24 protein-coding genes are annotated in these 26,273 nt (G+C 38.0%); 9 read left to right on the forward strand and 15 right to left on the reverse strand.

Annotation, left to right across the window (positions count from 1 at the left end; genetic code table 11):
* Positions 1-177: 177 nt before the first annotated feature.
* From truA to glmU, 7 genes are read right to left on the reverse strand one after another with little or no spacing between them, the layout of a single operon-like run.
* On the reverse strand, positions 178-909 hold the full coding sequence (gene truA, locus CVS92_RS06095) for a tRNA pseudouridine(38-40) synthase TruA (RefSeq protein WP_107788865.1): 732 nt from the start codon (positions 907-909) through the stop codon (positions 178-180).
* A complete protein-coding gene (locus CVS92_RS06100) occupies positions 909-1,937 on the reverse strand; it encodes an LptF/LptG family permease (RefSeq protein ID WP_107788866.1) in 1,029 nt (342 codons plus the stop codon). Before CVS92_RS06100 ends, truA begins: the two co-directional genes overlap by 1 nt.
* Positions 1,930-2,718, reverse strand: a complete 789-nt coding sequence (locus CVS92_RS06105; protein WP_107788883.1) for a prepilin peptidase — start codon at positions 2,716-2,718, stop codon at positions 1,930-1,932. The genes CVS92_RS06100 and CVS92_RS06105 overlap by 8 nt, the downstream gene beginning before the upstream one ends.
* A gap of 7 nt (positions 2,719-2,725) precedes the next feature.
* Positions 2,726-3,397 carry a polyprenyl diphosphate synthase gene (gene uppS / locus CVS92_RS06110; RefSeq protein ID WP_107788867.1) on the reverse strand — a complete coding sequence of 224 codons (672 nt, stop codon included), beginning with the start codon at positions 3,395-3,397 and terminating at the stop codon, positions 2,726-2,728.
* Between the two features lie 3 nt (positions 3,398-3,400).
* Positions 3,401-4,087: a hypothetical protein gene (locus CVS92_RS06115; protein WP_107788868.1), complete on the reverse strand. Its 687-nt coding sequence runs from the start codon at positions 4,085-4,087 to the stop codon at positions 3,401-3,403.
* Positions 4,084-5,256 carry a bifunctional phosphopantothenoylcysteine decarboxylase/phosphopantothenate--cysteine ligase CoaBC gene (gene coaBC, locus CVS92_RS06120; RefSeq protein ID WP_107788869.1) on the reverse strand — a complete coding sequence of 391 codons (1,173 nt, stop codon included), beginning with the start codon at positions 5,254-5,256 and terminating at the stop codon, positions 4,084-4,086. The genes CVS92_RS06115 and coaBC overlap by 4 nt, the downstream gene beginning before the upstream one ends.
* Positions 5,243-6,550 carry a bifunctional UDP-N-acetylglucosamine diphosphorylase/glucosamine-1-phosphate N-acetyltransferase GlmU gene (glmU, locus tag CVS92_RS06125; protein WP_107788870.1) on the reverse strand — a complete coding sequence of 436 codons (1,308 nt, stop codon included), beginning with the start codon at positions 6,548-6,550 and terminating at the stop codon, positions 5,243-5,245. Before glmU ends, coaBC begins: the two co-directional genes overlap by 14 nt.
* Positions 6,551-6,686: 136 nt before the next feature.
* Here glmU and CVS92_RS06130 point away from each other — a divergent pair, with 136 nt between their 5' ends.
* The 8 genes from CVS92_RS06130 to CVS92_RS06165 are packed head-to-tail and all read left to right on the forward strand — an operon-like array spanning position 6,687 to position 16,083.
* The gene (locus tag CVS92_RS06130; RefSeq protein WP_021091276.1) at positions 6,687-7,454 is read left to right on the forward strand and encodes a motility protein A; all 768 of its coding nucleotides are present in this window, start codon (positions 6,687-6,689) and stop codon (positions 7,452-7,454) included.
* A complete protein-coding gene (locus CVS92_RS06135) occupies positions 7,454-8,233 on the forward strand; it encodes a flagellar motor protein MotB (protein WP_087577924.1) in 780 nt (259 codons plus the stop codon). Before CVS92_RS06130 ends, CVS92_RS06135 begins: the two co-directional genes overlap by 1 nt.
* Before the next feature lie 11 nt (positions 8,234-8,244).
* On the forward strand, positions 8,245-8,967 hold the full coding sequence (fliP, locus tag CVS92_RS06140; RefSeq protein ID WP_413784237.1) for a flagellar type III secretion system pore protein FliP: 723 nt from the start codon (positions 8,245-8,247) through the stop codon (positions 8,965-8,967).
* Positions 8,967-10,232 carry a TolC family protein gene (locus tag CVS92_RS06145; protein ID WP_107788872.1) on the forward strand — a complete coding sequence of 422 codons (1,266 nt, stop codon included), beginning with the start codon at positions 8,967-8,969 and terminating at the stop codon, positions 10,230-10,232. Before fliP ends, CVS92_RS06145 begins: the two co-directional genes overlap by 1 nt.
* Positions 10,229-10,972: an efflux RND transporter periplasmic adaptor subunit gene (locus CVS92_RS06150; protein WP_107788873.1), complete on the forward strand. Its 744-nt coding sequence runs from the start codon at positions 10,229-10,231 to the stop codon at positions 10,970-10,972. The genes CVS92_RS06145 and CVS92_RS06150 overlap by 4 nt, the downstream gene beginning before the upstream one ends.
* The gene (locus CVS92_RS06155; RefSeq protein ID WP_107788874.1) at positions 10,969-13,995 is read left to right on the forward strand and encodes an efflux RND transporter permease subunit; all 3,027 of its coding nucleotides are present in this window, start codon (positions 10,969-10,971) and stop codon (positions 13,993-13,995) included. Before CVS92_RS06150 ends, CVS92_RS06155 begins: the two co-directional genes overlap by 4 nt.
* Positions 13,992-15,227 (forward strand): TolC family protein, encoded by a 1,236-nt coding sequence (locus tag CVS92_RS06160; protein ID WP_107788875.1) that lies wholly within the window; start codon positions 13,992-13,994, stop codon positions 15,225-15,227. The genes CVS92_RS06155 and CVS92_RS06160 overlap by 4 nt, the downstream gene beginning before the upstream one ends.
* Positions 15,220-16,083 (forward strand): EamA family transporter, encoded by an 864-nt coding sequence (locus tag CVS92_RS06165; protein WP_103641207.1) that lies wholly within the window; start codon positions 15,220-15,222, stop codon positions 16,081-16,083. The genes CVS92_RS06160 and CVS92_RS06165 overlap by 8 nt, the downstream gene beginning before the upstream one ends.
* Here the strand turns inward: CVS92_RS06165 and CVS92_RS06170 are convergent.
* The 7 genes from CVS92_RS06170 to CVS92_RS06200 all read right to left on the reverse strand — a co-directional run bounded on the left by CVS92_RS06170 (position 16,080) and on the right by CVS92_RS06200 (position 22,823).
* The gene (locus CVS92_RS06170) at positions 16,080-17,354 is read right to left on the reverse strand and encodes a ComEC/Rec2 family competence protein (RefSeq protein ID WP_107788876.1); all 1,275 of its coding nucleotides are present in this window, start codon (positions 17,352-17,354) and stop codon (positions 16,080-16,082) included. The genes CVS92_RS06165 and CVS92_RS06170 overlap by 4 nt on opposite strands.
* Positions 17,354-18,766, reverse strand: a complete 1,413-nt coding sequence (locus CVS92_RS06175; RefSeq protein ID WP_072594392.1) for a replicative DNA helicase — start codon at positions 18,764-18,766, stop codon at positions 17,354-17,356. Before CVS92_RS06175 ends, CVS92_RS06170 begins: the two co-directional genes overlap by 1 nt.
* A 10-nt stretch (positions 18,767-18,776) precedes the next feature.
* The gene (gene ispG, locus CVS92_RS06180; RefSeq protein WP_107788877.1) at positions 18,777-19,835 is read right to left on the reverse strand and encodes a flavodoxin-dependent (E)-4-hydroxy-3-methylbut-2-enyl-diphosphate synthase; all 1,059 of its coding nucleotides are present in this window, start codon (positions 19,833-19,835) and stop codon (positions 18,777-18,779) included.
* 238 nt (positions 19,836-20,073) lie between these two features.
* Positions 20,074-21,927, reverse strand: a complete 1,854-nt coding sequence (locus CVS92_RS06185; RefSeq protein WP_107788878.1) for a primosomal protein N' — start codon at positions 21,925-21,927, stop codon at positions 20,074-20,076.
* Entirely contained in the window at positions 21,927-22,343 is a 417-nt protein-coding gene (locus tag CVS92_RS06190) for a type II secretion system protein (RefSeq protein WP_084042158.1), read from the reverse strand. The genes CVS92_RS06185 and CVS92_RS06190 overlap by 1 nt, the downstream gene beginning before the upstream one ends.
* Positions 22,340-22,576 (reverse strand): hypothetical protein, encoded by a 237-nt coding sequence (locus CVS92_RS06195; RefSeq protein WP_107788879.1) that lies wholly within the window; start codon positions 22,574-22,576, stop codon positions 22,340-22,342. Before CVS92_RS06195 ends, CVS92_RS06190 begins: the two co-directional genes overlap by 4 nt.
* 13 nt (positions 22,577-22,589) lie before the next feature.
* The gene (locus CVS92_RS06200; RefSeq protein ID WP_021091279.1) at positions 22,590-22,823 is read right to left on the reverse strand and encodes a cell division protein ZapB; all 234 of its coding nucleotides are present in this window, start codon (positions 22,821-22,823) and stop codon (positions 22,590-22,592) included.
* Between the two features lie 125 nt (positions 22,824-22,948).
* Between CVS92_RS06200 and uvrB the strand changes: the two genes are divergently transcribed.
* Positions 22,949-24,925 carry an excinuclease ABC subunit UvrB gene (gene uvrB / locus CVS92_RS06205; RefSeq protein ID WP_107788880.1) on the forward strand — a complete coding sequence of 659 codons (1,977 nt, stop codon included), beginning with the start codon at positions 22,949-22,951 and terminating at the stop codon, positions 24,923-24,925.
* A gap of 333 nt (positions 24,926-25,258) precedes the next feature.
* Here the strand turns inward: uvrB and CVS92_RS06215 are convergent.
* Positions 25,259-26,273: hypothetical protein (locus CVS92_RS06215; protein ID WP_159070352.1), on the reverse strand; the 1,015-nt coding region annotated here is incomplete at its 5' end.

Genomic DNA, 26,273 nt, shown 5'->3' on the forward strand with positions numbered 1-26,273 from the left:
TAGGAAGTGGTTGGTTAAGAGGCCTTCGATCTTGCCACCAAGTGGGCAAGCTTTAGGTGAGTCAGAGTGGATCTTGAAAAGTTTTTCTTTATCATTTACTGCGTTGAAAATTTGAAGGAGGGTTAGGATTCTTTATTTAATATTTTAAATAAGCTTACTATTGAATATTTTAAAAACCTAGTTAAATTTATAAAAAACTCTATTTAGATAAAGTCCTTCAGCTGGAGCTGGGATACGAGTTAGAGCGGAGCATCCGTTAAGTGAAGCATTGATGAGCTCAGCACCATTTTTGATACTTAAAGCTTTAAGCAGATTTGCAACCATAAGCCGTACTTGTGCGCGTAAAAATCCATTCGCTTTAAAAACGATGATAGTTTGGTTTTTGTATTCATAACAAAATGCCTTAAAAATTTCTCGTACTGGGCTTTTTGTATTACTTCCTGTTTTCATATAGGAGCTAAAATCATGCTTGCCAACAAAATTAGATAAAATTTCATTTGCTTTTTTGATATCAAATTTTGGCAAAAAGACTTTATAATTTGAGCTAAAAACATCAAATTCTCCATGATCTATAATGTATCTATAGGACCTTGCTACGGCGTCAAATCTTGCTTGAAAATTTTCATCAACTAAATTTATACGTTTTATATGAATATTTGGATGAGCATGGCGGTTGATTAGCTCTTTTAGATGCTCAAAATTTTTAAAATGATCGCCACAAGTTACGCTTGAACTTTGATTGATCGCATGGACGTTTTTGTCTGTACGTGAGCTAGAGACTATTTTTTCAAATATTCCAACGTGAGCTAGAGCATGCGAAAGCTCATTTTCTACGCCATTTTCATGTGGCTGAGTTTGCGAGCCTTGAAATTTGGAGCCATCATAGCTATAAATTAGTTGGATTTTCATTAGTATCTTCGCATGATCTTGGCTTTAAAAAGCAAAATTCCTGCCAACAAAAAGACGAAAAATATGAGTGGAATCGCAAAAGCTGGTTTTGATGAAAATAGCATTATGAGCGTAAAATAGCCAAATAAAACGCCAAACGTACCAACATAAACCATACCCTTTTCATATCTATAAGTAACGATGCCAAAGCTTATAGCAAAAAGTGTACTGGCAAGTGGAAATAGTGCAACAAGTACATACGTACTAAAATCTTTTCTTCTTTTTTCACTACTATTTGCCTCCGTCCAGTACTCTTTTATACTTCCTATATCACTTATCTCTTCACTTTGGGCAGTCCTTATCTTCATAGATTTGAAGTTGCTTTCATGATAAATTTCATCTTTTATATCATACATTTTTCCATCTGCCAAAGAAAGTTCGATGCTTTGATTTGTATTAGTGATCTTTGCGTTTTTTGCAGTGATTAAGCGTTGGGAGTCTTTAATGTAAGGATTAAACATCACGATATCTTTATAGGTAGTGCCGTTGTTGTCTTGCATTTCACTACCCACATAGACCATCCAGTCAGAAAATTTTTGTCCAAACTGGGTTGGCTTTAAATTTAGCTTTGCGACAGTCTTTTTATAATCAATAAAATTTGCATTTAGCTGTGCGGCTATTGGTATCATTATGGTAGCGATTATAAGTAGAGCGGTGCTTAAAAACGCTGAAAATATTAAAAAAAATTTAGCAATCTTATTTGGTGAGCCACCAAGCGTAAAAATAACGATACTTTCATTCTCTTTTGATAATCTAAAAAGAGTCATCGCAAGTGATACAAAAAATGCGATAGGCACGACAAAAAGTAACACGCGTGGAAGCATAAATGAGTAGAGTTTAAAAAGCTCACCAAAGCTGATCTCAATGTAAGAAGTGATACGCGCGATCTGGATGAAAAATACGATCGACATGATCAAAAAAAGCGTACTAAATAGCGACGCAAAAGTCCCTAGGAAGTTAAACAAAAGATATCTATTCACTCTACTCATAAATAAACCTTAAAATTTCTAAAATTTGCTCTTTAAAAGCGTATGTAATAAGTAAGCCAAGACTTAAAAATGGCACAAAAGCCAGCTCATAGCCCTTTTTTTGAACGAGCGCATAGACTGGAAGCGTAAGAAGCGCTGCCAAATAGATCGCCACTAGAGCCAGTTTGGCTGGCAAGATAGCTCCGATGATCGCTGCTATAAAGATATCTGCACTACCCATCGCTTCTTTTTTTATGGCAAAACTTACGACAAATCTAAGCACCCAAAAGATAAGTGCAAAAAGGAATAAATTTAAAATCTGGGCAAAATTTCCTTTAAATATAAAAAGCATTAGAGCGTAGATAAGTGCGAAAAATAGCGCCGCAAAAAGAAGTGGATCTGGCACGGCTTTATATCTTATGTCTATGACGCTAAGAGCTAGTAGCATGATAAAGCAAAGCCCTAAAAATAGCGCATAAAGCAAGGTTTCTACGCTTAAAATTTCGCCGCACTCTTTTAAAAAACAGATCAAAAAAAGTATCCCAGAAACTAGCTCGATCACTGGATAGATGAGGCTTATTTTTTGCTTACAAAAGGCACATTTGCCGCCTAAAAATATCCACGAAAAAATTGGAACATTGTGATAAAAATTTAGCTTATGGTCGCAGTTTGGGCAATGAGAAGCTGGAAAATTTATGCTCTCATTTCGTGGCAAGCGATATATCAGCACATTTGAAAATGAGCCCACGCAAATACCCAAAACAAAAGCAAAAGCGGCAAAAAAGATGACTAAATTATCCATTATCTCGCTAAACTCCGCCAAATCTTCGCTCTATATCTTTAAATTTAGCAACGATACTTGCAAGCTCATCCTTACTAAAGTCAGGCCAAAGTGTGGGCGTAAAAAATAGCTCTGCGTAGCTTGCCTGCCAGAGCATGAAATTTGAAAGCCTACTTTCGCCACCAGTTCTAATGAGAAGATCCACCGGCTCACTCTCATCAAGTGCTGCATTTAGGCTTGCTTCGTTTATATCTACACCTTCTAAAGTTAGCTTTCTTGCAGCTCTAATGATCTCATCTTTTGAGCCGTAGTTTATAGCTAAATTTAATAATAAATTTTTATTCTCTCTTGTAGCGTTTTTGGTGATTTCTATCTCGTTTTTTAGCTCATCGCTAAATGGCGAAATGTCACCAATCGTGTTAAATTTGATCCCATTTTTTATAAAGTCAGCACGCTTTAAAATGAGAAATTTCTTAAGCAAATTCATCAAAAACTCAACCTCTTTTTGCGGCCTTTTCCAGTTTTCAGTACTAAACGCGTAAAGGCTTAAAATTTTCACTCCATTATCGATACAAAATTCGCACATATCGCTTACTACATTTGCTCCAGCTTCGTGCCCATTTGTCCGTAAAAATCCACGTTTTTTAGCCCAGCGTCCATTTCCATCCATGATAATAGCAAGGTGGTTTAATTCATTCAATCTTTAACCTTTTATATCAATAATTTGTTCTTTTTTGCTCCAAAGAGCACTCACATTTTGCACTGTTATGTTGGCGCTAAATTCACTTTTTAGCAAGCTAGCTACATTATTAAATGGAGTCGCGATCTCGCATAAAGCTTCATCTTTAAATTTAAAAATAAGTGGAGCAAAATTTGAAAATATTAAAAAAATTTTCATATCATTCTCATCTTTTTTTAGCTGAAAAACGCCGTTTATGCCATTATAAATAAATGGTATATGCACGACATTTTCTTGCAGAGCAAAGAGCATCTTTGCTAGCACTTTCATCTCGTCTTTTGTTTTAGCTTCACTTAGACTTTTAAATAAATGGTCATAAAACCACGATAAATTCTCATTTTCTATCAAATTTTCGATAAGATTTAGCCCATCAGCCAAGACATCTTCGTCTAAAATTCTTGGCTTTTCGTATAAATTTTTTATGACGATATTTTCGCCCTGGCTTTGCACCTCGCCCCAGTATCTCGAGCCTACGTTTAGCTCTTTTGCGCTTTTTGTGTTTAAATTTCTATTTGCAAAATTTAAAATGTATCTGTTAAAACCGATCTTTTGGCTTACTAAGATACTAAGCGGAAGTGACGAATTTATAGCTACTAACGGTGAATTTGCATTTTTTGCTATTTTTTGAATGCGAGAAATTTTCTCTATCATAAATTTGCCGCTAGCTCCACGATATGTCTTGCGATCTCGTCTTTTGTGGCAAGCGGTAGCAAAGTTTCATTATTTTTCGTGATGAAATTTACCTCATTTTGCTCGCTTGCAAAGCCATTTTTCTCACCCAATATATTTAGACAAACTGCGTCAAGCCCCTTTTGCTCTAGCATTGCTCTAGCGTTTTTGTGTGCGCTCTCACTTGAGATTTCAAGCTTAAAGCCGATCTTTTTGCATTTAAACTCTTTTAAGCTTTGCAAAATATCTACATTTCTCTTTAGACTTAAGCTTAAAATTTCGCCGACGTCTTCTTTTTTTATCTTGCCATCAATTTTTGTCGGCATAAAATCGCTTACTGCAGCACACATCACAAGTAAATTTGCACTCTCACACTCGCTCTTGCAAAGCTCTAAAAGTTCGCTACTTGAGCTAAATTTTAAAATCTCAAATGGCTCGTTTGCGGTTTCAAAGCTAGCAAGTAGCGTAACATCAGCACCAGCGTAGTAAAAAGCCCTTGCAATCGCCATCGCCATCTTACCGCTTGAGAAATTTGTAATGGCTCTAACGTCATCTATCTTTTCTGTCGTTGCGCCACCAGTGATCACTACTTTTTTACCTACAAAAAGAGGCTTGCTAAGCTTTTTTATCGCCGCTTCAACTATCACTTCAGGGCTTGCAAGACCGCCCTTGCCAATATCTCCGCAAGCTAGAGTTTTAAGAACCGGCTCAACTATTAAAGCGCCGTTTTTCTTTAAAATTTCAAGTGAGTTTTGCGTAGCGAAGTGCTCGATCATATTGTTATTTGCAGCCGGAGCTACAACTAAAGGCACGTGTGAGGCGGCGATTAGCGTTTGCATAAAGACATTGTCACAGATGCCAGCTGCTAGCTTATTTATCGTATTTACCGAGGCAGGTGCGATGAGGACTAGATCCATTTTAGAGTAGGCTATGTGATTTACGCCATCTTGCCAGTTTTGAGTTTGAGAGCTTAAAATTTTATGCTCGCTTAGCGCCTCAAAGCCGCTTGCACTGCAAAATTTAAGCACTCCGTCACTTAAAGCCACATAAACATCAGCGCCTTTCTTTTTAAGTAGCGATAAAATTTCAAATACCTTATAAAAGGCGATACTGCCGCAAACGGCAAGTAAAATTTTCTTATTTTTTAACATCGTCTTTGCCAAAGAATTTCTCAAAAAAGCCGCTTTTGTTCTCTTGACGACCTCTGCTGATAGCTAGAGCTCCGCTCTCAACGTCTTTTGTGATGGTGCTACCTGCTGCGATGATGACGTTATCAGCAATATTTACAGGGGCAACTAGCTGCGTATCTGAGCCAACAAATACGTTTTTGCCGATTTTGGTTTTGTACTTAGCTTTGCCGTCGTAATTGCATGTGATTGTGCCACACCCGATGTTTGTGCCGCTTTCTATCTCACAGTCGCCAAGATAGCTCAAATGTCCAGCTTTTACGCCGTTAAGAACACCTTTTTTAACCTCGACGAAATTTCCTATATGCGTGTCAGAAATTTCAGAATTTGGTCTGATGTGAGCTAGCGGACCGATGTCTGAGTTTTTGATGACGCTGCTTTCTATTACTGATGAGCTTTTGATGATGCTCTCAGTGATGACGCACTCACCAAGGATGCTTACGTTTTCTTCTAGCACGCATTCGCCTTCAAATTTAACTCTGCTGTCTATGAAAATGCTCTCAGGCATGCGCATCAAAACGCCAGCCTTCATCAAATCTTGCTTGATCTCGTCTTGCATTATTTTTTCAGCGATGCTAAGCTGAAATTTATCATTTATGCCCATAAAATTTTGCTCATTAACATTTACTGCAACGCACTTTAAGCCTTTTTCATTTGCTATTTTTATGGCGTCAGTTAGGTAGTACTCTTTTTGCGCGTTTTGGTTGCTTATGAGCGGTAGAATTTGCTCTAGTGCTTCGCGCTTAAAGCAGTAGCAGCCAGCATTTACGCTTTTTATAGCAAGTTGCGCTTCGCTCGCATCTTTTTGCTCGACGATACCTTCAACTTTGCCGTTTTTTATGATGACTCTACCGTACCCAAAAGGATTTGCTGCTTCAAATGAGCTCATAACCACGTCAGCTTCAGCATTTGCTAGACGCATTAGATCGGTTGATTTTACAAGAGGCATATCGCCACAAGTTACAAGCACCTTTTCGCCGCTTAAATTTACGCTTTTTATCGCTCCAGCAGTGCCTGGGAAATTTGCTAGATCTTGCTCAAAAATTTTAGTTTGAGGGAAAATTTCTTTTATCTTTTTGCTAATTAACTCTTTTTCGTAGTGAAGCACGACACTAACGTCATTTGTGATCGCATAAGCTTGCTTTAAGATGTGAATGATCATTGGCTCACCGCAAAGTTCAAATAGAACTTTTGGGCGTTTTGATTTCATTCTTGTGCCAAGACCAGCTGCTAAAATTATGATTGAAGTATTGTTCATTTTTAAGCCTTTTAACGTTAAAAATTTCGCAGATTGTAGCAAAAAATGGCAAACATTTTTTTTAATTTAACGATTGTTTCAACAAAAAGCTAATAAAATAGCAATTCTTAAGAATTTATAAATAAAGCGAGTTTAAATGGATTTAGGAACCGTCGTCGGCTGGGTTTTGACCCTGGTGCTTTTGTTTGGATCAATGGCGATAGGCGTTGGTATAGGACCATACATCGATATTCCTTCTGTGATGATCGTTTTTGGTGGTACTATCGGCGTTATGATGGTTGGCTTCAAGATGGAGACGCTTAAAGGAATTGGTAAATTTTATGGCATTGCTGTTAAGCCATCAGTCGTAGTAAATTTACCTGAGACTATAAAAAAAATAGTTGATTATTCAACTAAAGCTAGACGTGATGGTATCTTATCGCTTGAAAGCGAAGTAAATAATGAGACAAATCAGTTTTTAAAAAGAGGCCTCTCAATGGCGGTCGATGGCAATGAGCCAGATGCGATCAGAGCACTTTTAGAGATCGATATTGATCAAACTAGTACAAGACATTCAAATAATATTAAAATTTTTGAGCAAGTCGGCGGTTTTGCGGGTGCTATGGGTATGATCGGTACGCTCATTGGTCTTGTTGCGATGCTTCTTAACATGTCAGATCCTAGTGCGATCGGCCCATCAATGGCGGTTGCCTTGCTTACGACACTTTATGGTGCGATGATAGGTAACATCATAGGTGCGCCTGTGGCAAATATCCTCTCTATTCGCGATGCTGATGAAGCACTTGAAAAACAAGTCGTACTTGAGGGAATCATGTCGATACAAGCAGGTGATAATCCAAGAACGCTTGAAGCTAAGCTCTTAGCATTTTTACCACCAAAAGATAGAAAAAGTCAGTTTGAATAATGGGTAAGTTAATAAAACCAGAAGAGTGTCCAAAATGTATGCCTGAGTGGCTAGCTGCTTTTGGTGACCTCATGTCACTTTTGCTTTGTTTTTTCGTTTTATTACTTTCTATGGCGACAATGGATGCTAAAAAGATGGAGGCCGCTGTTGGCTCACTAGCTGGTGCTTTAAGTGTGCTTGAAGGTGGTGCTAGGCCTGAAAATCAGATAGAAAAAGAGACAGATCCAGAAAATACTCGTGCAAAAAAGATAAGTAAGCAAAAGGGCTCACAAAGTGAGCTAAATATGAATGTTAAAAAGATAAATGAGTTACTAGCTGCTAGTGGGGCACCTGAGATTACGATGGAAGAGAGCGAAGATGGCTTTATCGTAAGGCTTCCAGCGGCTATGCTTTTTGAGAAAGATAGTGCTGAAATTTCTGGTGAAGATGCGAAGCTATTTTTAAAACGAATAGGCATGATTGTGGCGAAAATGCCTAATGATGTAAAAGCCGATATTATCGGCCATACAGATAATATAGAACCAAGCAAAGACTCAGCTTATAAAAATAACTGGCAGCTTTCAACTGCAAGGGCTTTAAGCGTGGTTGAAGAGCTAATCAACGATGGCGTGCCACAAAATAGGATAATAGCTTCTGGCAAAGCTTCGTTTGATCCGATCGCTAGCAACAGCACAGAAGATGGCAGAGCTAAGAATAATAGGGTAGAAATTCACTTCATATCGCTTGAGCCAAAAAATAAAGAGGCTACTAAGAAAAGTATCCTTGATATGAGGAATTAGTCGTGAAAGCACTGCTTGCTTTAGCGGTTTTACTTTGCACGGTTTTTGGGGCTGATCCTGCACTACCAACTATAAATTTAAGTCTAAATTCTCCAACAAATGCCGAGCAACTTGTAAATTCTCTAAACGTTTTACTAATCCTCACCGCACTTGCACTCGCTCCTTCGCTCATTTTTATGATGACAAGTTTTTTAAGGCTTGTTATCGTATTTTCTTTTTTGCGCCAAGCGATGGGCACGCAACAAGTGCCTCCTTCAACAGTGCTCATCTCGCTTGCGATGGTTCTTACATTTTTTATCATGGAGCCAGTTGGGCAAAGAAGCTACGATGAGGGCATAAAGCCTTATATAGCTGAGCAGATAGGCTATGAAGAGATGCTTGATAAAAGCTTAAAGCCATTTAAAGAATTTATGGTGAAAAACACAAGAGAAAAAGACCTTGCGCTTTTCTTTAGGATTAGAAATTTGCAAAATCCAGCAAATATTGAAGAGATACCGCTAAGCATCGCAATGTCGGCTTTCATGATAAGTGAGCTAAAGACATCTTTTGAGATAGCGTTTTTGCTCTATTTGCCATTTTTAGTTATCGACATGGTCGTAAGCTCAGTACTGATGGCTATGGGTATGATGATGCTTCCTCCTGTAATGATCTCACTACCATTTAAACTGCTTATATTTGTGCTTGTTGATGGCTGGAATTTACTAATAGGAAATCTTGTAAAAAGCTTTCACTAATGAAAAAATTTTTATTCATTTTTTTGCCGATATTTTTGCTTGGTTCAAATTTAAGCATGATCGCAAATAAAGCTACACAAAATGAAATTTCAAAGATCAAAGAGTTTGAGCTAAAAAGAGCAAATTTAAACGATGAAGCCACATTAAGCTCATATATGCCAAGCCTTAGCTTAGAGGGCTCATACGGCAAAAATGCAAGCACTTTTCCAAGTATAGTCGCTAAAGAGTCAGCCGGTGTGCTAGCTAGGATTGATTTTTTACTATATGATGGCGGGGCTAGAGAGGCTAGGCTAAAGATGAGCCAGCTTTTAAAAAACAAAGCCGCCATAGCAAGTAATGAAGCTAAAAATTATCTTGCACTTAAGGCTGTAAATTTATACTTTAATGCTCTAGCACTTGAAAATATAATCGCGGCCAAGCAGGCTCAGGCAAATTTTTTAAAAGGCGTTTTAGATAAGCTTGAAAAGGCAAACATTGCAGGCCTTACCGCGAAAGATGAGCTTGAAAATGTAAAGGCTAAATATTACTTAGCTAATAGCACACAGCTTGAATACAAAAACAAAATGGAGCAAATCTTAAATGAAATAAATTTGCTAACTGGTGAGAAAATTTTGCCAGTAGCTGGAGCAAAGATGGCTGATATTAGCTCAAATTTAGCTTCAAAAAATGCCGAGCTTGATAGACTAAGCCAAGATATATTTTTAGGCGAAGCTAAGCTTAGCGAGACAAGAGCTGGCTTTTTGCCTCAAATTTTGCTTTATGACACATATGGATTTTATAAAAATAATTACGATATCGATCTAGGCAGATTTAGTTCTTACCGCTCATACGTGGATAAATACCTAAAAGAAGATACTCATGGCAATAAATTTGGTATCGCTTTTAAATGGAAAATTTTTGATTTTTTCGCCACTAGCAAGATGAGTCAGGCCCAAAAGATCGCGCTTGATGAGGCAAGGCTAAATTTGGAGTACAAAAAGCGTGAAAACGAGACAAGGCTTAAAAATTTGCAAAGTGAAATCGTGGTACTTACTTCAAAAATCGTTTCACTAAACGAATATGTAAAAGCAAGCGATTTGGCATTAAAAGCTAGCTATGAGAAGTATAATTCTGGGCTTTTGGGATATAGCGACCTACTTGAGGCGCTTTCTCAAAAATTTGATGCCATTAGCCTTTTTGAGAGCGCAAAGGATGAGCTTGAAATCAAAAAAGCGGAGTTCTTTTTTGAAAATGGTGAGCCGATTTTAGAGAGGATTAGAGATTGAAAAAGCTGATAATTTTGATGATATTTGGCATTTTTTCATTTGCTAGTGAAGAAATTTTTGCTGATTTTGAAGTCTATGCTAAGCAAAGCTCAAAGCTTGCATTTGAGGGTAGTGGCAAGGTGGATAAAATTTTTGTAGATGTATCAAGCCATGTTAAAAAAGGTGACGTGCTAGCTATTCTTGATCAAAGTAGTCTAGAAATCGCTCTTAAAAAGGCAAAAAATGATCTTGAGCTAGCAAAAAATGCTAGTGAATTTGCAAAAAATACTTTAAATAAATTTACTCAAGTAAGGGACGTCACTTCAAAGCAAGAATTTGACGAGGTAAAGTATAAATTTGACGAAGCGATACTTCGGGTTCAAAGTGCACAAATTGCTATTTTAAATGCACAAGATCGCCTTAAAAAAGCTGTTTTAAAAGCTCCTTTTGATGGTGTTATCGCTAGTAAAAACATTGAGCTTGGAGAGAGTGTTTCGCCGCTTCAGCCAGCCTTTGTCTTAAACTCTGAAGAGGTTAAAATTTTAATAGCGATCGATGAAAAATATGTAAATTTAGTAAAAGTTGGCGATACATTTAAATTTAAACTTGACGCAACAAGCGATGAAAAAGAGGTAAAAATCGCTCTCATCTATCCAGAGATAAAAAGAGAGACTAGAAAATTTTACGCCCAGGCTTATGACAGCGGACTAAAGCCAGGCATGTTTGGTCAAGGAAAAGTGATAATCGGCGAAAATAAATGATAAAAACAGCCATCAACCGCCCTATAACTACATTAATGGTTTTTTTAAGCCTCGTTGTCTTTGGAATTTATTCTCTGAAGACGATGAATGTAAATTTATACCCGCAAGTAAATATCCCAATCGTTAAGATCACAACCTACGCAAACGGCGATATGAACTACATCAAGACAAAGATCACGCAAAAGATCGAGGACGAGGTCTCAAGCATCGAGGGGATAAAAAAGCTTTACTCAACTAGTTTTGACAACCTAAGTGTGGTTAGCATCGAATTTGAACTAAATAAAGACTTAGAGGGTGCAACAAATGACGTCCGTGACAAGATGCAAAAGGCACGTCTAAATGCAAACTACGAGATAGAAAAGCTAAATGGCCTATCTTCAGCCGTCTTTAGTCTCTTTATCACAAGGCTTGATGGCAATGAAACTAAGCTAATGCAAGAGATCGATGACGTGGCAAAGCCGTTTTTGGAGCGCATTAGCGGCGTTTCAAAGGTCAAGACAAATGGCTTTTTAGAGCCAGCGGTGAAAATTTTACTTGATAGATTTAAACTTGATAAAAACGCCCTTAGTGCAAACGAAGTGGCAAATTTGATAAAGGTTGAAAATTTAAAAGCGCCGCTTGGCAAGATAGAAAATGAACAGATCCAAATGGCGATCAAGTCAAATTTTAGCGCCAAAAGCGTAGATGAGATAAGAAATTTAACGATCAAACAAGGGGTCTTTTTAAAAGATATCGCAAGCGTTGATCTTGCTTACAAAGATGCAAATGAAGCTGCGATAATGGATAAAAAAAGTGGCGTTTTACTTGGTCTTGAGCTAGCCCCAGACGCAAACGCTCTAACCGTGATCGCTCTAGCTAAGTCAAAGCTAGATCAGTTTAAAAGCCTGCTTGGCAGCGAATACGACGTAAAAATAGCTTATGATAAGAGCGAAGTGATACAAAAGCACATCGATCAAACCGCCTTTGATATGATCCTTGGCGTCTTGCTAACTATCGTGATCGTATATCTGTTTTTAAGAAATTTCTCGATCACTATCATCTCAGTCGTAGCGATCCCAACTAGTATCGTAGCAACATTTTTTATCATAAACGCCCTAGGATACGACATAAACCGCTTAAGTCTTATAGCGCTAACGCTAGGCATTGGAATTTTCATCGATGATGCGATCGTTGTCACTGAAAATATCGCTAGCAAGCTAAAAGATGAACCAAATGCCCTAAAGGCAAGCTTTGCAGGCATAAAAGAGATAATATTTAGCGTCTTTGCGATCTCGCTCGTTCTGCTTTGCGTCTTTGTGCCTATCGCCTTTATGAGTGGCATCGTTGGCAAGTACTTTAACTCATTTGCGATGAGCGTGGCAGCTGGCATCGTCATCTCGTTTTTTGTGAGTATATTTCTTGTGCCAACGCTTAGTGCAAGGTTTGTAAATGCTAAACAAAGTAGCTTTTTTCTAAAGAGCGAGCCATTTTTTGAGGCACTTGAAAATTTCTATGAGAAAATTTTAGCTTTAGCACTTAAATTTAAGCTCATATTTTTAGCTATAACGCTTGCGGTCGTTGTTTGCTCATTTGCTCTGGCTAAATTTGTAGGCGGCGACTTCATGCCAAGCGAGGATAACTCAGAGTTTAATATCTACTTTAAGCTTGATCCCTCACTTAGCCTGCAAGCTAGCAAAGAGAGGCTAAAAGATAAAATTTCACTCATAAATACCGATCCTCAGGTCGCTTACGCCTACTTCATCCTTGGCTACACAGACGCCAAACAGTCTTATCTTGTAAAAGCTTACGTTAGGCTAAAGGAGCTAAAAGATAGAGCTAATCACGAGCGACAAAATGCCATCATGCAGAGGTTTCGCGACAAGCTAAAGAGTGACGATATGAGCGTCATCGTGGCTGATCTGCCTGTGGTTGAAGGCGGCGATGTGCAGCCAGTAAAGCTTACTATCACTTCTGAAAATGGTAAAGAGCTAGAGAAATTTGTGCCAAAGATTAGCAAAATGCTAAAAGAGATAAACGACGCAACGGACGTAAATTCGCCCGAAGAAGATCTGCTAAAACGCGTGCAAATCTCTATCGATGAAGATAAGGCTAAGAGGCTAAATTTAGATAAAGCCAGCGTTGCAAGCGCCGTTTATAGCGCATTTAGCGAGAACGAGGTCTCTGTTTTTGAAAACGAAAATGGCAAAGAGTATGAGCTTTATATGCGCCTTGATGATAAATTTAGAAGCGATACAAATGATATCTTAAAGACCAAGATAAGAAGCAAAGAGGGCTTTTTTGTCACACTTGGCGATGTGGCGACGATTAGTTTTGAGCAAAAGCCAGCTAGTATTTCTAGATTTAATAGAGCTGATGAGATAAAATTTTTAGCAAATACCAAAAATAACGCTCCGCTAAATAGCGTGGCAAATGAAATTTCAAAGAAGCTTGATGAAATTTTGCCAGCAAATTTCAAGTATAAATTTCTTGGATTTGTCGAGCTGATGGACGATACAAACGCCTCTTTTATCTTTACAGTAAGCGCTAGTGCGGTGCTTATTTACATGGTGCTAGCTGCACTTTATGAGAGCTTTTTGCTGCCATTTCTCATCATGCTCGCCATGCCACTTGCCTTTTGTGGCGTCGTGATTGGCCTTTTTATAAGCGGCAATCCATTTAGCCTATTTGTCATGGTTGGCGTCATCTTGCTCTTTGGCATGGTCGGTAAAAACGCCATTTTGGTAGTTGATTTTGCAAACCACTTTGCAAATAGTGGCATAGAGGCGAACGAAGCTGTAAAAATGGCTGCAAAAAAGCGCTTAAGGGCTGTTTTGATGACCACTTTTGCGATGATATTTGCTATGCTACCACTTGCACTTAGCAGAGGAGCTGGCTTTGAGGCCAACTCGCCTATGGCTATAAGCATCATCTTTGGGCTCATTAGCTCGACCTTGCTAAGCTTGCTTGTCGTGCCAGTGCTCTTTGCTTGGGTTTATAATCTTGATAAATTTATAAGAAAATTTTATGAAAGGGAGAGAATTTGAAGAAAATTTTAGCTGTTTTGCTCTTTGCTTTGCCTCTTTGGGCTGGAAATTTACTAGAGATCATCGCTCTAGCGCAAAGTGCGAAGCTTGAGAGTTTGAAAGAATTTAATAAAAATGAATATATAAATAAAAATAAGAGTAAAAAGCTAAATTTATCCCTTGATGGCAGATATACCTTTGTGCCTGATGAGATAAAGGGCGGATATATGACAAAGGCTGGATCGATCACGGCAAAGGTTGAGTATCTTATCTTTGACGGCGGTGCGAGCGAGGCTGCTGATAAAATTTTAGACCACAAGGGCGTGGAGAAAATTTACAAAGACGAAGAGCTGATGAATCTCACCGCTTTTCAGGTCGCAAAGGTTTATTTCAACGCCATTGCCCTAAATTCACTTATAAATTTAGAGACAAAATTTGTAGATAGCTTTGCTAAGGCTGCGACTGAAAATGAGTTTTGGTTTGAGTATGGCGAGATAAATAAAGCTGAGTTTGATGCGATAAATTTCACTCTTGATAAAAAAAGAGCTGAGCTTGACGAGCTTGGGCTTAAGCTAGCAGAGCTAAACTCAAGGATAAATTTGCTCTCAAATGGCGAGATCGGCTTTAATGCTGGCTCAAAGATAATGATGCCTGATTTTAGTAAAGATGATATAAGCGCAAAACTTGGGGCAATGGAGCAAGAAAAATTTATAAAAGAGCAAGAAAATGAGAAGCAAAAGAGCAAATTTGCTCCAAAAATTTACTTAAAAGATACGCAAAGTGTGAATAATAACAGCTTTAAAAAAGGTGAGAGGACGACTTCGCAGATGATAGGCGCTTACGCTGATGCGAACAGGCCTAGAGTGGAATTTGAGTGGAAGCTGCCTGATAGCTTAAGTCTTAGCAAGCAAAGTCAAGCTAAACGCATAGAAGAGCAAAAGGCGGCACTTGATCTAAGCGATGAGGAAAATAGGATAATCACTCGCCTAAAAGAGCTAGAAAGCACGATCAAAGGCTTAAATGCAAAGTTAAATTTGCAAGATTTGAAGCAAGATAAGCTTGATAGTGATTTTGTTGATCTGCTAAATGGGTATCTTGATGGTGAGATAAAATATGAAGAATTTTTGTTTGTGAGTGAGAAAAATTTTAGCGACAGGGCAAATTTTATACTTGATGGCGATTTACTTGAGCTAAACAAGCTTGAGTATTTTTTTGAATGTGCAAGAAAAATAAATGAGGTGATAATTGAATAAACTGATCTTTGTAACCATTTTGTGGGCATTTAGCTTTAGTTTGATAGGTGAGTTTTTAGCTGGCAAGGTTGATAGCTATTTGGCTGTTTTTATTCGGGTTGCGCTTGCGAGCTTAGTCTTTTTGCCATTTACAAAATTTCGTGGTATCAGTCCAAAGCTAGCATTTGGCATAATGGCGATCGGAGCGGTGCAAATAGGACTTATGTATCTATTTTATTACAATTCATTTTTGTATCTAAGCGTGCCAGAAGTCGCACTTTTTACCATTTTTACGCCGTTTTACGTGACGCTCATATACGACGCATTTAGCTTTAAATTTAGACCACTTTATCTATTTAGCGTTGGTGTTGCGGTTTTTGGAGCTTTGGTTATAAAATATGGCGCTATAAACGATGGTGTATTAAAGGGTTTTTTGCTAGTGCAAGCGGCAAATATCTGCTTTGGAGCAGGGCAGAGTGCATATAAGGCACTTTTAGAAAAATTTGACGTGGACCAAAAAAATGTCTTTGGCTACTTTCACTTTGGGGCATTTTTTGTAGCTATCGTTGCGCTTCTTACTCTTGGCAATCCAGCCAAATTTTCACTTACTTCAACGCAAATTTTAGTGCTTCTCTGGCTTGGCATAGTCGCTAGTGGAGTTGGATATTTTATGTGGAACAAAGGGGCTTGCGAGGTCGATAGTGGCGTACTTGCTATCATGAATAATGCTCTCATTCCAGCTGCTATCATCGTAAATTTAGTCTTTTGGCAAAAGGATACAGACTTAACTAGGCTAATTTTAGGCGCTGTTATAATGTATATATCTTTGATAATTCACAACAAGATAATGAAATTTTATGGTATGAAGATCGCTTAGGCGTAAATTTTATAGCTGGCAATAGCAAAACACAGAAGTCCAAATAGTGGCAAAATGTAGAATATTGATCTAAATTTTATAGCTAGAAGTGAAGCGATATTATAAAAGATAAAAATAATAGCTGGCACAAAAATTTTAGTCGAGCTTAGTCTAAAATTTAAAACATTATTTAGCAATCCATCAAAGATGTCGCCATACGAAGCCATATGAAGTGCGGCACTTAATGGATAAAAAACGCTAAAGATGTAGTTGATAGCAAGGACGCTAAGCTGTTGTAAGCTAATGAGCGGAAAGAAATAAAGCACGCAAATTTCCATTACAAAGCAAACATATAAATTTAAAAGAATAAGATGAATGAAAGGCGGAAATTTATCTTTTAGGTGTTTAAAATATAAAAATATGTAAAAAACGCCCATAAGTGAAAAGTAAAAACCTACGCTAAAAAGTAGCTGCGGAAAGAGCGATATACTAACAAGTGCCACTATAAAAAGTGTTTTGAAGTTTAAAATTTTAACACCTTTTAACGTGCAATAAAATCCTAAAATGCTCATTAAGAACGCTCGCAAAAAGCTTGGTATAAAGCCTATTATAAAAAAGTAAAATGACAAGACTATAAAAACGATAATAGCTAGATCAAAGTTGTAGTTTCTAAAAGGCAAAAATCTCGCATATAAAAATTTTAAAAGCGGCCTAAATACAAAAAATATAACTGCGCTTATAAAACCTAAATGATAGCCACTTATGGCTATAAGATGCGCTATACCAAGGTACGAGACATCATCTCTTAGCTTGCCGTCAATACTTGTGCCTAAAAATAGAGCCGAGTAGAGCTGTGAAATTTTACTATTTTCATGCTGGGCGTAGATGAGTGATTGTAGTTTTTGATTGATATTTGGTGTGACTTTTTGTGGTAGTTTTTCGCGTGAAAAGCTAGGCATATAAAAGGAGGAAGCAAGATAGTCTTTAAAACTAACGTCTAAATTTATGACGCTTAGAAATATATTATCTCCAGCTTTAAAGTCATCTGTTTTAGCCCCAAGCGTATAAAATAAAAACTCATCAGTCTTAAGCTTTAAAATTTGCCTTTTCTTGCCGTCATCTCCAAGCTTTTCGTAGCTAGAAATCACGGTTGCTGTTAGCTCTTGTTCGCCTTTGTCCATAAAAATTTGATATTTATGATACATAATAGCTAAATTTATAGAAAAAATGCAAAGGCAAAACAGACAAAATATAGTGAAAAATTCTTTATTTTTTAAAGCTTTAAAACGCATCAGCCTTCAAATGAAACATCAGATACTGGCATTGCAGACATATCTTCAAACCTTGAGTGTTGCTTTTGAAAGAGCACATCAACTGAGCCAGTTTCACCATTTCTGTTTTTACCAACGATGATCTCAGCCTTTTCTTGAAGCTTATTAAAGACGTGATTGCTCTTGTACTCTTTGCCCTCGGCACTTGCGCGTTTTTCTTTCTCTTTTTCTTCTTGTTCTAGATAAAACTCATCTCTATAAACAAAAAGAATGATGTCGGCATCTTGCTCGATCGCACCTGATTCTCTTAGATCGCTTAGCATAGGGCGTTTATTTGCGCGAGATTCAAGGCTTCTGTTTAGCTGAGAAAGAGCGATGATTGGCATATCTAGCTCACGTGCCAAAAGCTTTAATCCACGAGAAATTTCAGCTATTTGGACGTGACGATCAGCGTAGTTATTTGTACTCATCATAAGACCGATGTAGTCGATCACGCAAAGTGAAATTTCAGGATGCATAGCCTTTAGTTTTCGCATTTGCGTTCTTACTTGATGGATATTTACATAGCCGCTATCATGCACAAAAAGCTTGCTAGCCGCAAACTCCTCGCAAGCATCGCTAAATCTAGCCAACGCTTCATCATCCATCTTTGCGGTCATTATGTCTTGAAGCGGGATAGATGTCTTGCTTGCTAGCATTCTCATCATTATTTGCTCAGCTGGCATCTCAAGCGAGAAGAAAACAACTCCAGCATTATTTTTTAGAACCTGACTCATAAAATTTAAACAAAGTGTCGTTTTTCCCATGCCTGGACGAGCTGCGACGATGATGAGGTCTCCATTTTTAAAGCCCTTTATCATCTCATTTAGCTTCTTAAATCCAGTGTCAAGTCCAACTATATCTTTTTCACCAAGCAAGGCTTGAGCATTAATATGATCCATCATTTTCATGATGATCTCTTTACCTTCTTTTATGACTCCAGTGCTTCCACCTTCTATCAAAGAGTAAAATTCCTGACTAAGATCATCGACCATATCGCGACTTGGCTTGTCTTCATTTACTTTACTTGGTATATTGTGAGCGATCTTTACAAGACTTCGTTTTATAGATTTTTCTCTTAGTTCGTTTGCGTATTTTTGAATGTCTATTAGGGAATTTGTGCCCAAAATATCTAGTATTAGCTCTTCGTCGTATTTTTCGCCAAGTCTATTTTTTAAAAATGGCATAGTTATGGGATCATCACTATTTAGGCAAGCTACCATTGCATCGTATATTTGCGAATGCCCTTTTAGATAAAAATCCTTTGCCTTAACAATATCAAAAATTTCACCTAAAATATCGTTGTTTTGCAAAATGGAGCTTAGTATAGCTCGCTCCATATCAATGTCGTAAAGGTTTGTAAATTCTATCTCGTTAACTCTTTGCTTTGCCACAAATTTTCCTTTAGTCTCTACTTTTTATCTCATCATCGATCTCTTGTAAAAATCTATCCACAAGCTCGCCCTCAGGCAGTCTTGCGACCACTTCGCCGTGACGCATGATCATGCCATTGCCTTTGCCAAACGCTATGGCAACATCTGCACCTTTTGCCTCACCGATAGCATTTACCACGCAGCCCATGACTGAAACGTTTAGTGGCTCTTTTATCCCTTTTGTCTTTTCTTCTACGAGTTTAACTGCTGCCATTAGATCAGCTTGCAAACGCCCACAAGTTGGGCATGAGATGATATTTAGTCCCTCTTTTTGGCGGCCACTATCTTTTAAGATCGCTTTTGCGACTTTGATCTCTTCTTCAAGCTCGCCTGTAATGCTAACTCTCATCGTGTCGCCGATGCCCTCAAGCAAAAGCCCACCAAGAGCGATCGCGGACTTGATAGTGGCGTGAAAAGTGGTACCTGCCTCAGTAACGCCAAGATGAAATGGATAATTTGTCTTTGGACGAAGCACTCTATATGCTTGCATTGTGCGTTCAACGTCGCTCGATTTAAGAGAAATTTTAATATCTGTAAAGTCAAAATCCTCAAGAAGCTTGATGTTATACATAGCACTCTCCACCATAGCCTCAACTGTGCGGCCGTAGCGATCCTCAAACTGCTTTTCAAGCGAGCCAGAATTTACGCCTATGCGGATAGGTAAATTTCGCTGCTTGCAGGCATCAACGACCGCTTTTATGTTTTTGGCTGAGCCGATGTTGCCGGGATTTATGCGGATAGCATCGACAAATTCGCTAACTATGAGTGCGTAGGTGTGGTTAAAATGTATGTCTGCAACAACTGGTATGGGTGAGCCTGCGACTATCTGTTTTAGCGCGCTGGCATCCTCTTTGTCAAAAACTGCGCAGCGCACGATGTCACAGCCTGCAAAGTATAGCCTTTGTATCTGCTCAAGCGTGCCTTTTACGTCCTTTGTCTTTGAAAATGTCATTGATTGCACGGATATTGGTGCGTCGCCACCTATTAAAACATTACGAATTTTTATCTGTTTTGTTGGGTATCGTTGCAAAATTTTGCCTTTAAATTTTTATTGGGGATTATAAAGAAAAATGGCTTTTAAAAGGCTTGAAAATTTATTTTTAATAGTTTAAAAATTAGTATTTTTATTGGATGTAGTTTCTAAAATTTTACTTACTCTTTATAGCCAACTTATCAAATTTCATAATGCTTTCATAAGCATTAGGTTTCTCTATTATCTATTTTAAAATTTACCATGTCTTTGTTGGATAGTTTTTAGACTAGCATTTTTAACTAAAATTAACTGGATCAATATCAATATCGCTAAGCTCGCTTTTGCAGAGGTTTGCAGCTTTTAAAAGAGGCATATGAGAGTTTGAACGGAGTAAAATTTCATATCTAAATTTGCTTCCAAGATACTCTATTTGGCACTTTCCGTATCCTATGATCTCAAGTTCATCGCTTCTTAAAGGTTCTATTCTTTGCACAAATTCATTCATTGTATTTTTTACTATGTGTTCATCTTTATGTGAGATGATAATGCGAAGAAGCCTGGTAAATGGCGGATAAAGCTCTTTTCTATAATCTATCTCTTCTTTTAAAAATGCGTCATAATCGCTGATGTAACTCTCAAAAAAATCTCTTTGTTTGCTTTGAATGATAACTCTACCAGCCCCGTTTCTGCCAGCTCTGCCAGCTACTTGCATGGCAAGAGCGAGAGTTCGCTCTCTGGCTTTATAATCAGGAAAATTTAAAAGCTCATCAAAGCCCATGATAACAGCAAGCTCTACGTTGTGATAATCATGCCCTTTGCTTAGCATTTGCGTACCAAGCAAGATATCTATCTTGCCGTCGTTAAATTCCTTCAAAGCCTTTACGAGCTTGTTTTGCGTCGTTATCTCATCCCTGTCAAATTTAGCGATTCTGGCATTAGCAAATTCGGCTTGCATCCGCTCAAGTAGCTCGCTAGTACCGATCTTTTTAGCCTCTATCATCTCACTACCGCACTGATGGCAGGTCTTTGGCACAGCCATTTTATGCTCGCAGTATTGACACTTTAGCACGTTTTGTTTTTTGTAATAGCTCATACCGATACTGCAAAATGGACACTTTAGCGTTTCACCGCAGTTTTTGCAGACTAGATATTTAAAATTTGCCCTTGTTGGCAGACAGATGACAGCTTGCTTTTTATTCGCGAGTGTTTTTGAAATTTCATCTTTTAAAATTTCACTAATTCCAGTCTCGCTCTCATCGAAAATGTAATTTTTTTGCGAATCAAAATATGTCCCTTTTAAGCGAAAATGCTCCTGCTTGTAAAAGCTAGTAAGGCTTGGCGTGGCACTTCCAAGCACTACTTGTAGGTCAAATTTGCTAGTTAGAAAGAGAGCAAGGTCTCTTGCATTGTAGTGTGGCTTTGAGCCTGTATTTTTGTAGCTATCGTCGTGTTCTTCGTCGATGATGATAAGTTTTAGTTTTTCAAGTGGCAAAAATAAAGCCGACCTCGCACCTGCGATTAGCCTAACTTTGCCACTTTTTATATCTTTTAAAATTTGCTCTTTTTTCTTTGATGTTATCTTTGAGTGCCAGACTGCTACTGCCTCGCCAAAGAAACTCTCAAGGCGTTTTTGCATTTGTGGCGTGAGTGAAATTTCGGGCATTAAAAATAGCGCTTGGCTGCCTGCGTTTAAAATTTCTCTGATCTTTGCTATATAAATCTCGCTTTTTCCGCTTCCAGTGTCGCCAAAGATGAGTGAAATTTTACGTTTATTTATAAAATCCAAAGCCTCTTGCTGTTTTTCGCTTAGTTTTGGTGCTACATTAAAATTTTGATTTTCATAAATTTGATCTACTGCAATAGTGTCATTTGGTTCAAATAAATTTAGGCTGACGCCAAGCTCGCATGTGTAATATTTTGAGATAAATATTGCCAATTCGCTTTGCATTGAAGTTAGATTAATCGGTAGAATTTCTAAAATTTTACTTGTTTTAAACTCTGGCTTGCCAGTCTCTTTTATGATAAAAGCAGTAAGAATTTTGCCTCTTAAAGAAGCCTTTACGCCTTGAAATTTTTCTAGTTTTTGATCGCTTTCATAAGTGAGCGGGGCTAAATTTAGCCCATAAAATGCGAGTATGTAATAATGCATTACTGAAGTGATTTGCAAATTTCATTTTCATCACTGCAACCAAAATCACCAGTATTTTTGTCGTATTTGAAATTTGCTACTTTGCCATCTAGTCTAAATGTGTATTTGTCATCACTTATTCTGTGCCAACCATTTTTGCTGCCGCTATCTTTTATCGGTATATTTATAACATTTTTAAAGAGTTTGCTTGGATCGCCATCGTCTAGTTTTTGTGGAAATTCTGGCTTTGCTTGCAAGATATTGTCATTGTATTTTAGTGAAATTCCGCTTCTTATAGCAGCAAGTTGAGTTTTTGCATTTGAGATGGTAGCATCACTTCTAGAAAAAAATAGCCTAGGTATAGCGACTGTGCTTAAAATACCTAGTATAACTACTATAAATATCAGCTCAAGCAAGGTGTAAGCTCGTCTTTTCATCTCTCTTCTCGCTTTAATATCTCATCAACGTTGCCAGTTAAATTTTTTACGGCCTTTATCACAGCATAATTTTCATAACATTTTTCTATAAAGGCATTTAAAAGCTCTTTTGGCTCGATAAATTGGCGTCCGCCCATTAAATTTTGCCAGTCATCTTCAAAGAATTTAGCAAAATCATCATCAAGCGTGATCGTATAGTCGCGAGATGATATCGTGAGCATGATTTTTTTCATATTTTAGCCAAGCTTATCTGCCAAGGACAGCTTCGATTTTTCTCATTACATCATCAGCTTCGGTATTTTTCTTGTCAAGATCCTCTTCTAAACGCATGATTTGATTGCTTTTCGCCTCATTTTGTGCTTTTAAAGTTACGATCTCGTTGCGTAACTCTTCGTTCGTTTTGCAAAGTTCGTCATATTTTGTGATCAGGTCATTTACTTTATCGCTTAGTGTGGTTAAGATCGCATTATCTTCAAACATAAAAGTTCCTTTAAAATAATAATTAGGCTCGTATTCTAACACGCAGAGGCTAAATTCTTATTAAAATTATCATTTGACAAAGCACTATCTTTGCTATAAAATTCGCCCAAATTTAAAGGCAATCAATGAGTAAATTTGAAATTTCATCTAAATTTAGCCCAAGCAGCGACCAAGCAAGAGCGATAAAAGAGATAGTAAAAAGCATAAAATCAGGCAATAAATACCAAACTCTTCTAGGCGTGACAGGATCTGGTAAGACTTTTACCATGGCAAATGTCATACGTGAGCTAAACATGCCAACGCTTATCATGACGCACAACAAATCCTTAGCTGCTCAGCTTTACAGCGAATTTAAGGGCTTTTTTCCAAAAAACCATGTCGAGTACTTCATAAGCTACTACGACTACTACCAGCCAGAGGCCTATATCCCAAGAAGCGACCTATATATAGAAAAGGATAGCTCGGTAAATGAGGAACTTGAGCGTTTGCGCCTCTCTGCGACGGCTAGCTTGCTAAGCTTTGATGATGTCATCTGCGTGGCCTCAGTCTCTGCAAACTACGGACTTGGTAATCCAAGCGAGTATAAAGGGATGGTGGCATATCTTAGCGTAGGGGAGAAGATAAGCCAAAGAAAGCTTTTAGAGCAGCTTGTAGATATGGGCTACAAGCGCAATGACAACTACTTTGACAGGGGGGACTTTCGTGTAAATGGCGATGTGGTTGATATTTATCCAGCGTATTACAACGACGAAGCCCTAAGGGTTGAGTTTTTTGGCGATGAGATCGATGCGATGTATCATTTTGACGTGCTTGATAATAAACGGCTCAAAGACATTTCTAAATTTACGCTTTATGCGACCAGCCAGTTCATCGTGGGCGCTGATAGGCTAAAGATCGCTATGAAAGAGATCGAAGAGGAGCTAGATTTTCGTTTAAAAGAGTTTAACGAGCAGGGCAAGCTAGTCGAGGCGCAGAGGCTAAAGCAAAGGGTAGAGTTTGACCTTGAGATGATGGCAAGTACGGGCATGTGTAAAGGCATCGAAAACTATGCGCGCCACCTAACCGGACAAAAGCCCGGAGAGACGCCGTACTCGATGTTTGACTACTTTGAGATAAGTGGCAAAGACTATCTGGTTATCGTCGATGAGAGCCACGTGAGTTTACCGCAGTTTAGGGGCATGTATGCAGGCGATAGGAGCCGTAAAGAGGTGCTTGTGGAGTATGGATTTCGCTTGCCATCAGCGCTTGATAATAGGCCACTTAAATTTGATGAGTTTATAAGCAAAAAGGCGAAATTTCTCTTTGTTTCAGCCACGCCAAACGAATACGAGCTTGGTATCAGCGAGGGGCACGTATATGAGCAAATTTTGCGTCCTACGGGGCTACTTGATCCGCTTATTGAGATAAAAGATAGTGACAATCAAGTCGAGGCGCTATTTGACGAGGCAAAGGCGGTGATCGCAAGAGGTGAGCGCGTGCTAGTTACGGTGCTAACTAAAAAGATGGCCGAGGAGCTAAGCCGCTACTACATCGAGCTTGGCATAAAGGTCAAGTATATGCACTCAGACATCGACGCGATCGAGCGAAATGAGATCATTAGGGGGCTTAGAAGCGGCGAATTTGACATGCTAATAGGCATAAATTTGCTCCGCGAGGGGCTTGACCTGCCAGAAGTGAGCCTGATAGCCATAATGGATGCCGATAAAGAGGGCTTTTTGCGCTCGACCACGAGCCTTATACAGACGATGGGGCGTGCAGCCAGAAATGTAAATGGCAAGGTGTTAATGTTTGCCAAAAAGATCACGCACTCGATGAAAGAGGCGATCGATACGACGACAGCTAGGCGTAAATTTCAAGATGAATACAACAAAGCTCACGGCATAACGCCACACTCTGCAAGCAGGAATATCGAAGAAAGCTTGCACGTCGAAGATGATGGTGAAATTTATAAACGCGGTAAAAATTTAGAGAAGATGCCAGCTAGCGAGCGAGCTGCGATAGTTAAAGAGCTAAGAAAGCAGATGCTTGAAGCGGCTGCGCAGCTGGAGTTTGAGAAGGCGGCGGCACTGCGTGATGAAATAGCAAAGATGAGAAAATTATAAAAAGGCTCGTCTCTTGCGCGCTTTTAAATGAACTAGAAATTTTCTCCCTTGATGAACCATATGTTCTATCTTCGGTCAAAAATTTCTTCGTAGCATTTAAAATCATCACAAGATACTTTGCCTTGATGATTCAGTAGTCAAAATTTAAATTTTTATGTGTCTAGTCTGTACAAATTTTAAGCTGCGCAAAACATTTAAATCTATAACAAAATATTACCGCTTTTAATCCCATTCGTATCGTAAATTTCGCCTCGTCCCCTCATAGCAAAGCTAAAAACAAAAATCATCTTGTCTTTAGCTGTTTAAACTATAAATTTATCGCCAAATGCCGTTTTACGATCTATCCTGTTCTCTTGTGTCTTTTTTCACGCTATACCAAGCAATTAGTAAAAAGAAAAACTCTGCTATATTAAAAAGGTCTATGTTTTTGGTTAAAAGGCCTATAAAGTCTGGCTTACCCGGAAATAGTAGTGCTAAAAGTATGACTGAACTTACCACAAACAATATAAAATTTATCCAAAATAGCCTACTTTTAGTTGCGCTCACTAATCTTGTTGTAAATAAAAATAAAAATACTGTAGCTAACAAATGAGCAAATACTCCAATGTATAAGATTGTATTGGCACTAGAAACTAAAGATTTAATTGAGGCATTATGCGTACCAAAGATATTTAAAAAATTATAATCGTAAGCATATATATACATGTAGTCAGTCGTTGCTTTTGCTATTGTAAATATCACAAAAAGGATAGAGAAAAATAAGAAATTTGTATGTAGTCTTATCTCATTTAACGTATGTGCTATCTGCTTAACGGCAGAGTAAATAGTTGCTAATACTACCGCATAAACAAGAGGCTTTATAAATATTATTGGTCGAAGCGACATTCTTTCTTGATGTGCTAACAAATATTCAAAAAATATATAGTAAAAAAATGTTGCGACAAGGCCAAATAAACAAGCTGTCACAGCTAATTGGCTTGAAGATTTGATAGTAGCTACGTTTAAAATCCCATCTTCGCTAGTTGCTTGTATTTCGTCACTATTTGCTTGCGTCTTTAGTCGCCACCATGCAATTAAAGCAAGAAAGAAAACTCCAGTATCAATATAATTATAATAATCATAATAATCATAATAATCATAATAATCATAATTTTTGTGATTAATTTCAATAAAGTAGGTTGTTATATCAAGTGCACAAAATAATGCATAAGCCCAAAACATTTTTTCTTTTGTTATTTTTATTAATTTTGCGATAGATATAAATAAAAATAGCGATGCTGTTATGAGCAATACTCCCAATAAATAGTTGCGATAAATGAATAGCTGCTTAAGCAGGTCATTATTATAC

Source organism: Campylobacter concisus, from assembly GCF_003048555.1.
GTDB classification, from domain to species: Bacteria; Campylobacterota; Campylobacteria; order Campylobacterales; family Campylobacteraceae; genus Campylobacter_A; species Campylobacter_A concisus_AO.

Coding starts and splice junctions, on each gene's coding strand:
- truA (WP_107788865.1), bottom strand. CDS start 909: ATGAAAATCCAACTAATTTATAGCTATGATGGCTCCAAATTTCAAGGC.
- CVS92_RS06100 (WP_107788866.1), bottom strand. CDS start 1,937: ATGAGTAGAGTGAATAGATATCTTTTGTTTAACTTCCTAGGGACTTTT.
- CVS92_RS06105 (WP_107788883.1), bottom strand. CDS start 2,718: ATGGATAATTTAGTCATCTTTTTTGCCGCTTTTGCTTTTGTTTTGGGT.
- CVS92_RS06115 (WP_107788868.1), bottom strand. CDS start 4,087: ATGATAGAGAAAATTTCTCGCATTCAAAAAATAGCAAAAAATGCAAAT.
- coaBC (WP_107788869.1), bottom strand. CDS start 5,256: ATGTTAAAAAATAAGAAAATTTTACTTGCCGTTTGCGGCAGTATCGCC.
- glmU (WP_107788870.1), bottom strand. CDS start 6,550: ATGAACAATACTTCAATCATAATTTTAGCAGCTGGTCTTGGCACAAGA.
- CVS92_RS06130 (WP_021091276.1), top strand. CDS start 6,687: ATGGATTTAGGAACCGTCGTCGGCTGGGTTTTGACCCTGGTGCTTTTG.
- CVS92_RS06135 (WP_087577924.1), top strand. CDS start 7,454: ATGGGTAAGTTAATAAAACCAGAAGAGTGTCCAAAATGTATGCCTGAG.
- CVS92_RS06145 (WP_107788872.1), top strand. CDS start 8,967: ATGAAAAAATTTTTATTCATTTTTTTGCCGATATTTTTGCTTGGTTCA.
- CVS92_RS06155 (WP_107788874.1), top strand. CDS start 10,969: ATGATAAAAACAGCCATCAACCGCCCTATAACTACATTAATGGTTTTT.
- CVS92_RS06170 (WP_107788876.1), bottom strand. CDS start 17,354: ATGCGTTTTAAAGCTTTAAAAAATAAAGAATTTTTCACTATATTTTGT.
- CVS92_RS06185 (WP_107788878.1), bottom strand. CDS start 21,927: ATGCATTATTACATACTCGCATTTTATGGGCTAAATTTAGCCCCGCTC.
- CVS92_RS06190 (WP_084042158.1), bottom strand. CDS start 22,343: ATGAAAAGACGAGCTTACACCTTGCTTGAGCTGATATTTATAGTAGTT.
- CVS92_RS06195 (WP_107788879.1), bottom strand. CDS start 22,576: ATGAAAAAAATCATGCTCACGATATCATCTCGCGACTATACGATCACG.
- CVS92_RS06200 (WP_021091279.1), bottom strand. CDS start 22,823: ATGTTTGAAGATAATGCGATCTTAACCACACTAAGCGATAAAGTAAAT.
- uvrB (WP_107788880.1), top strand. CDS start 22,949: ATGAGTAAATTTGAAATTTCATCTAAATTTAGCCCAAGCAGCGACCAA.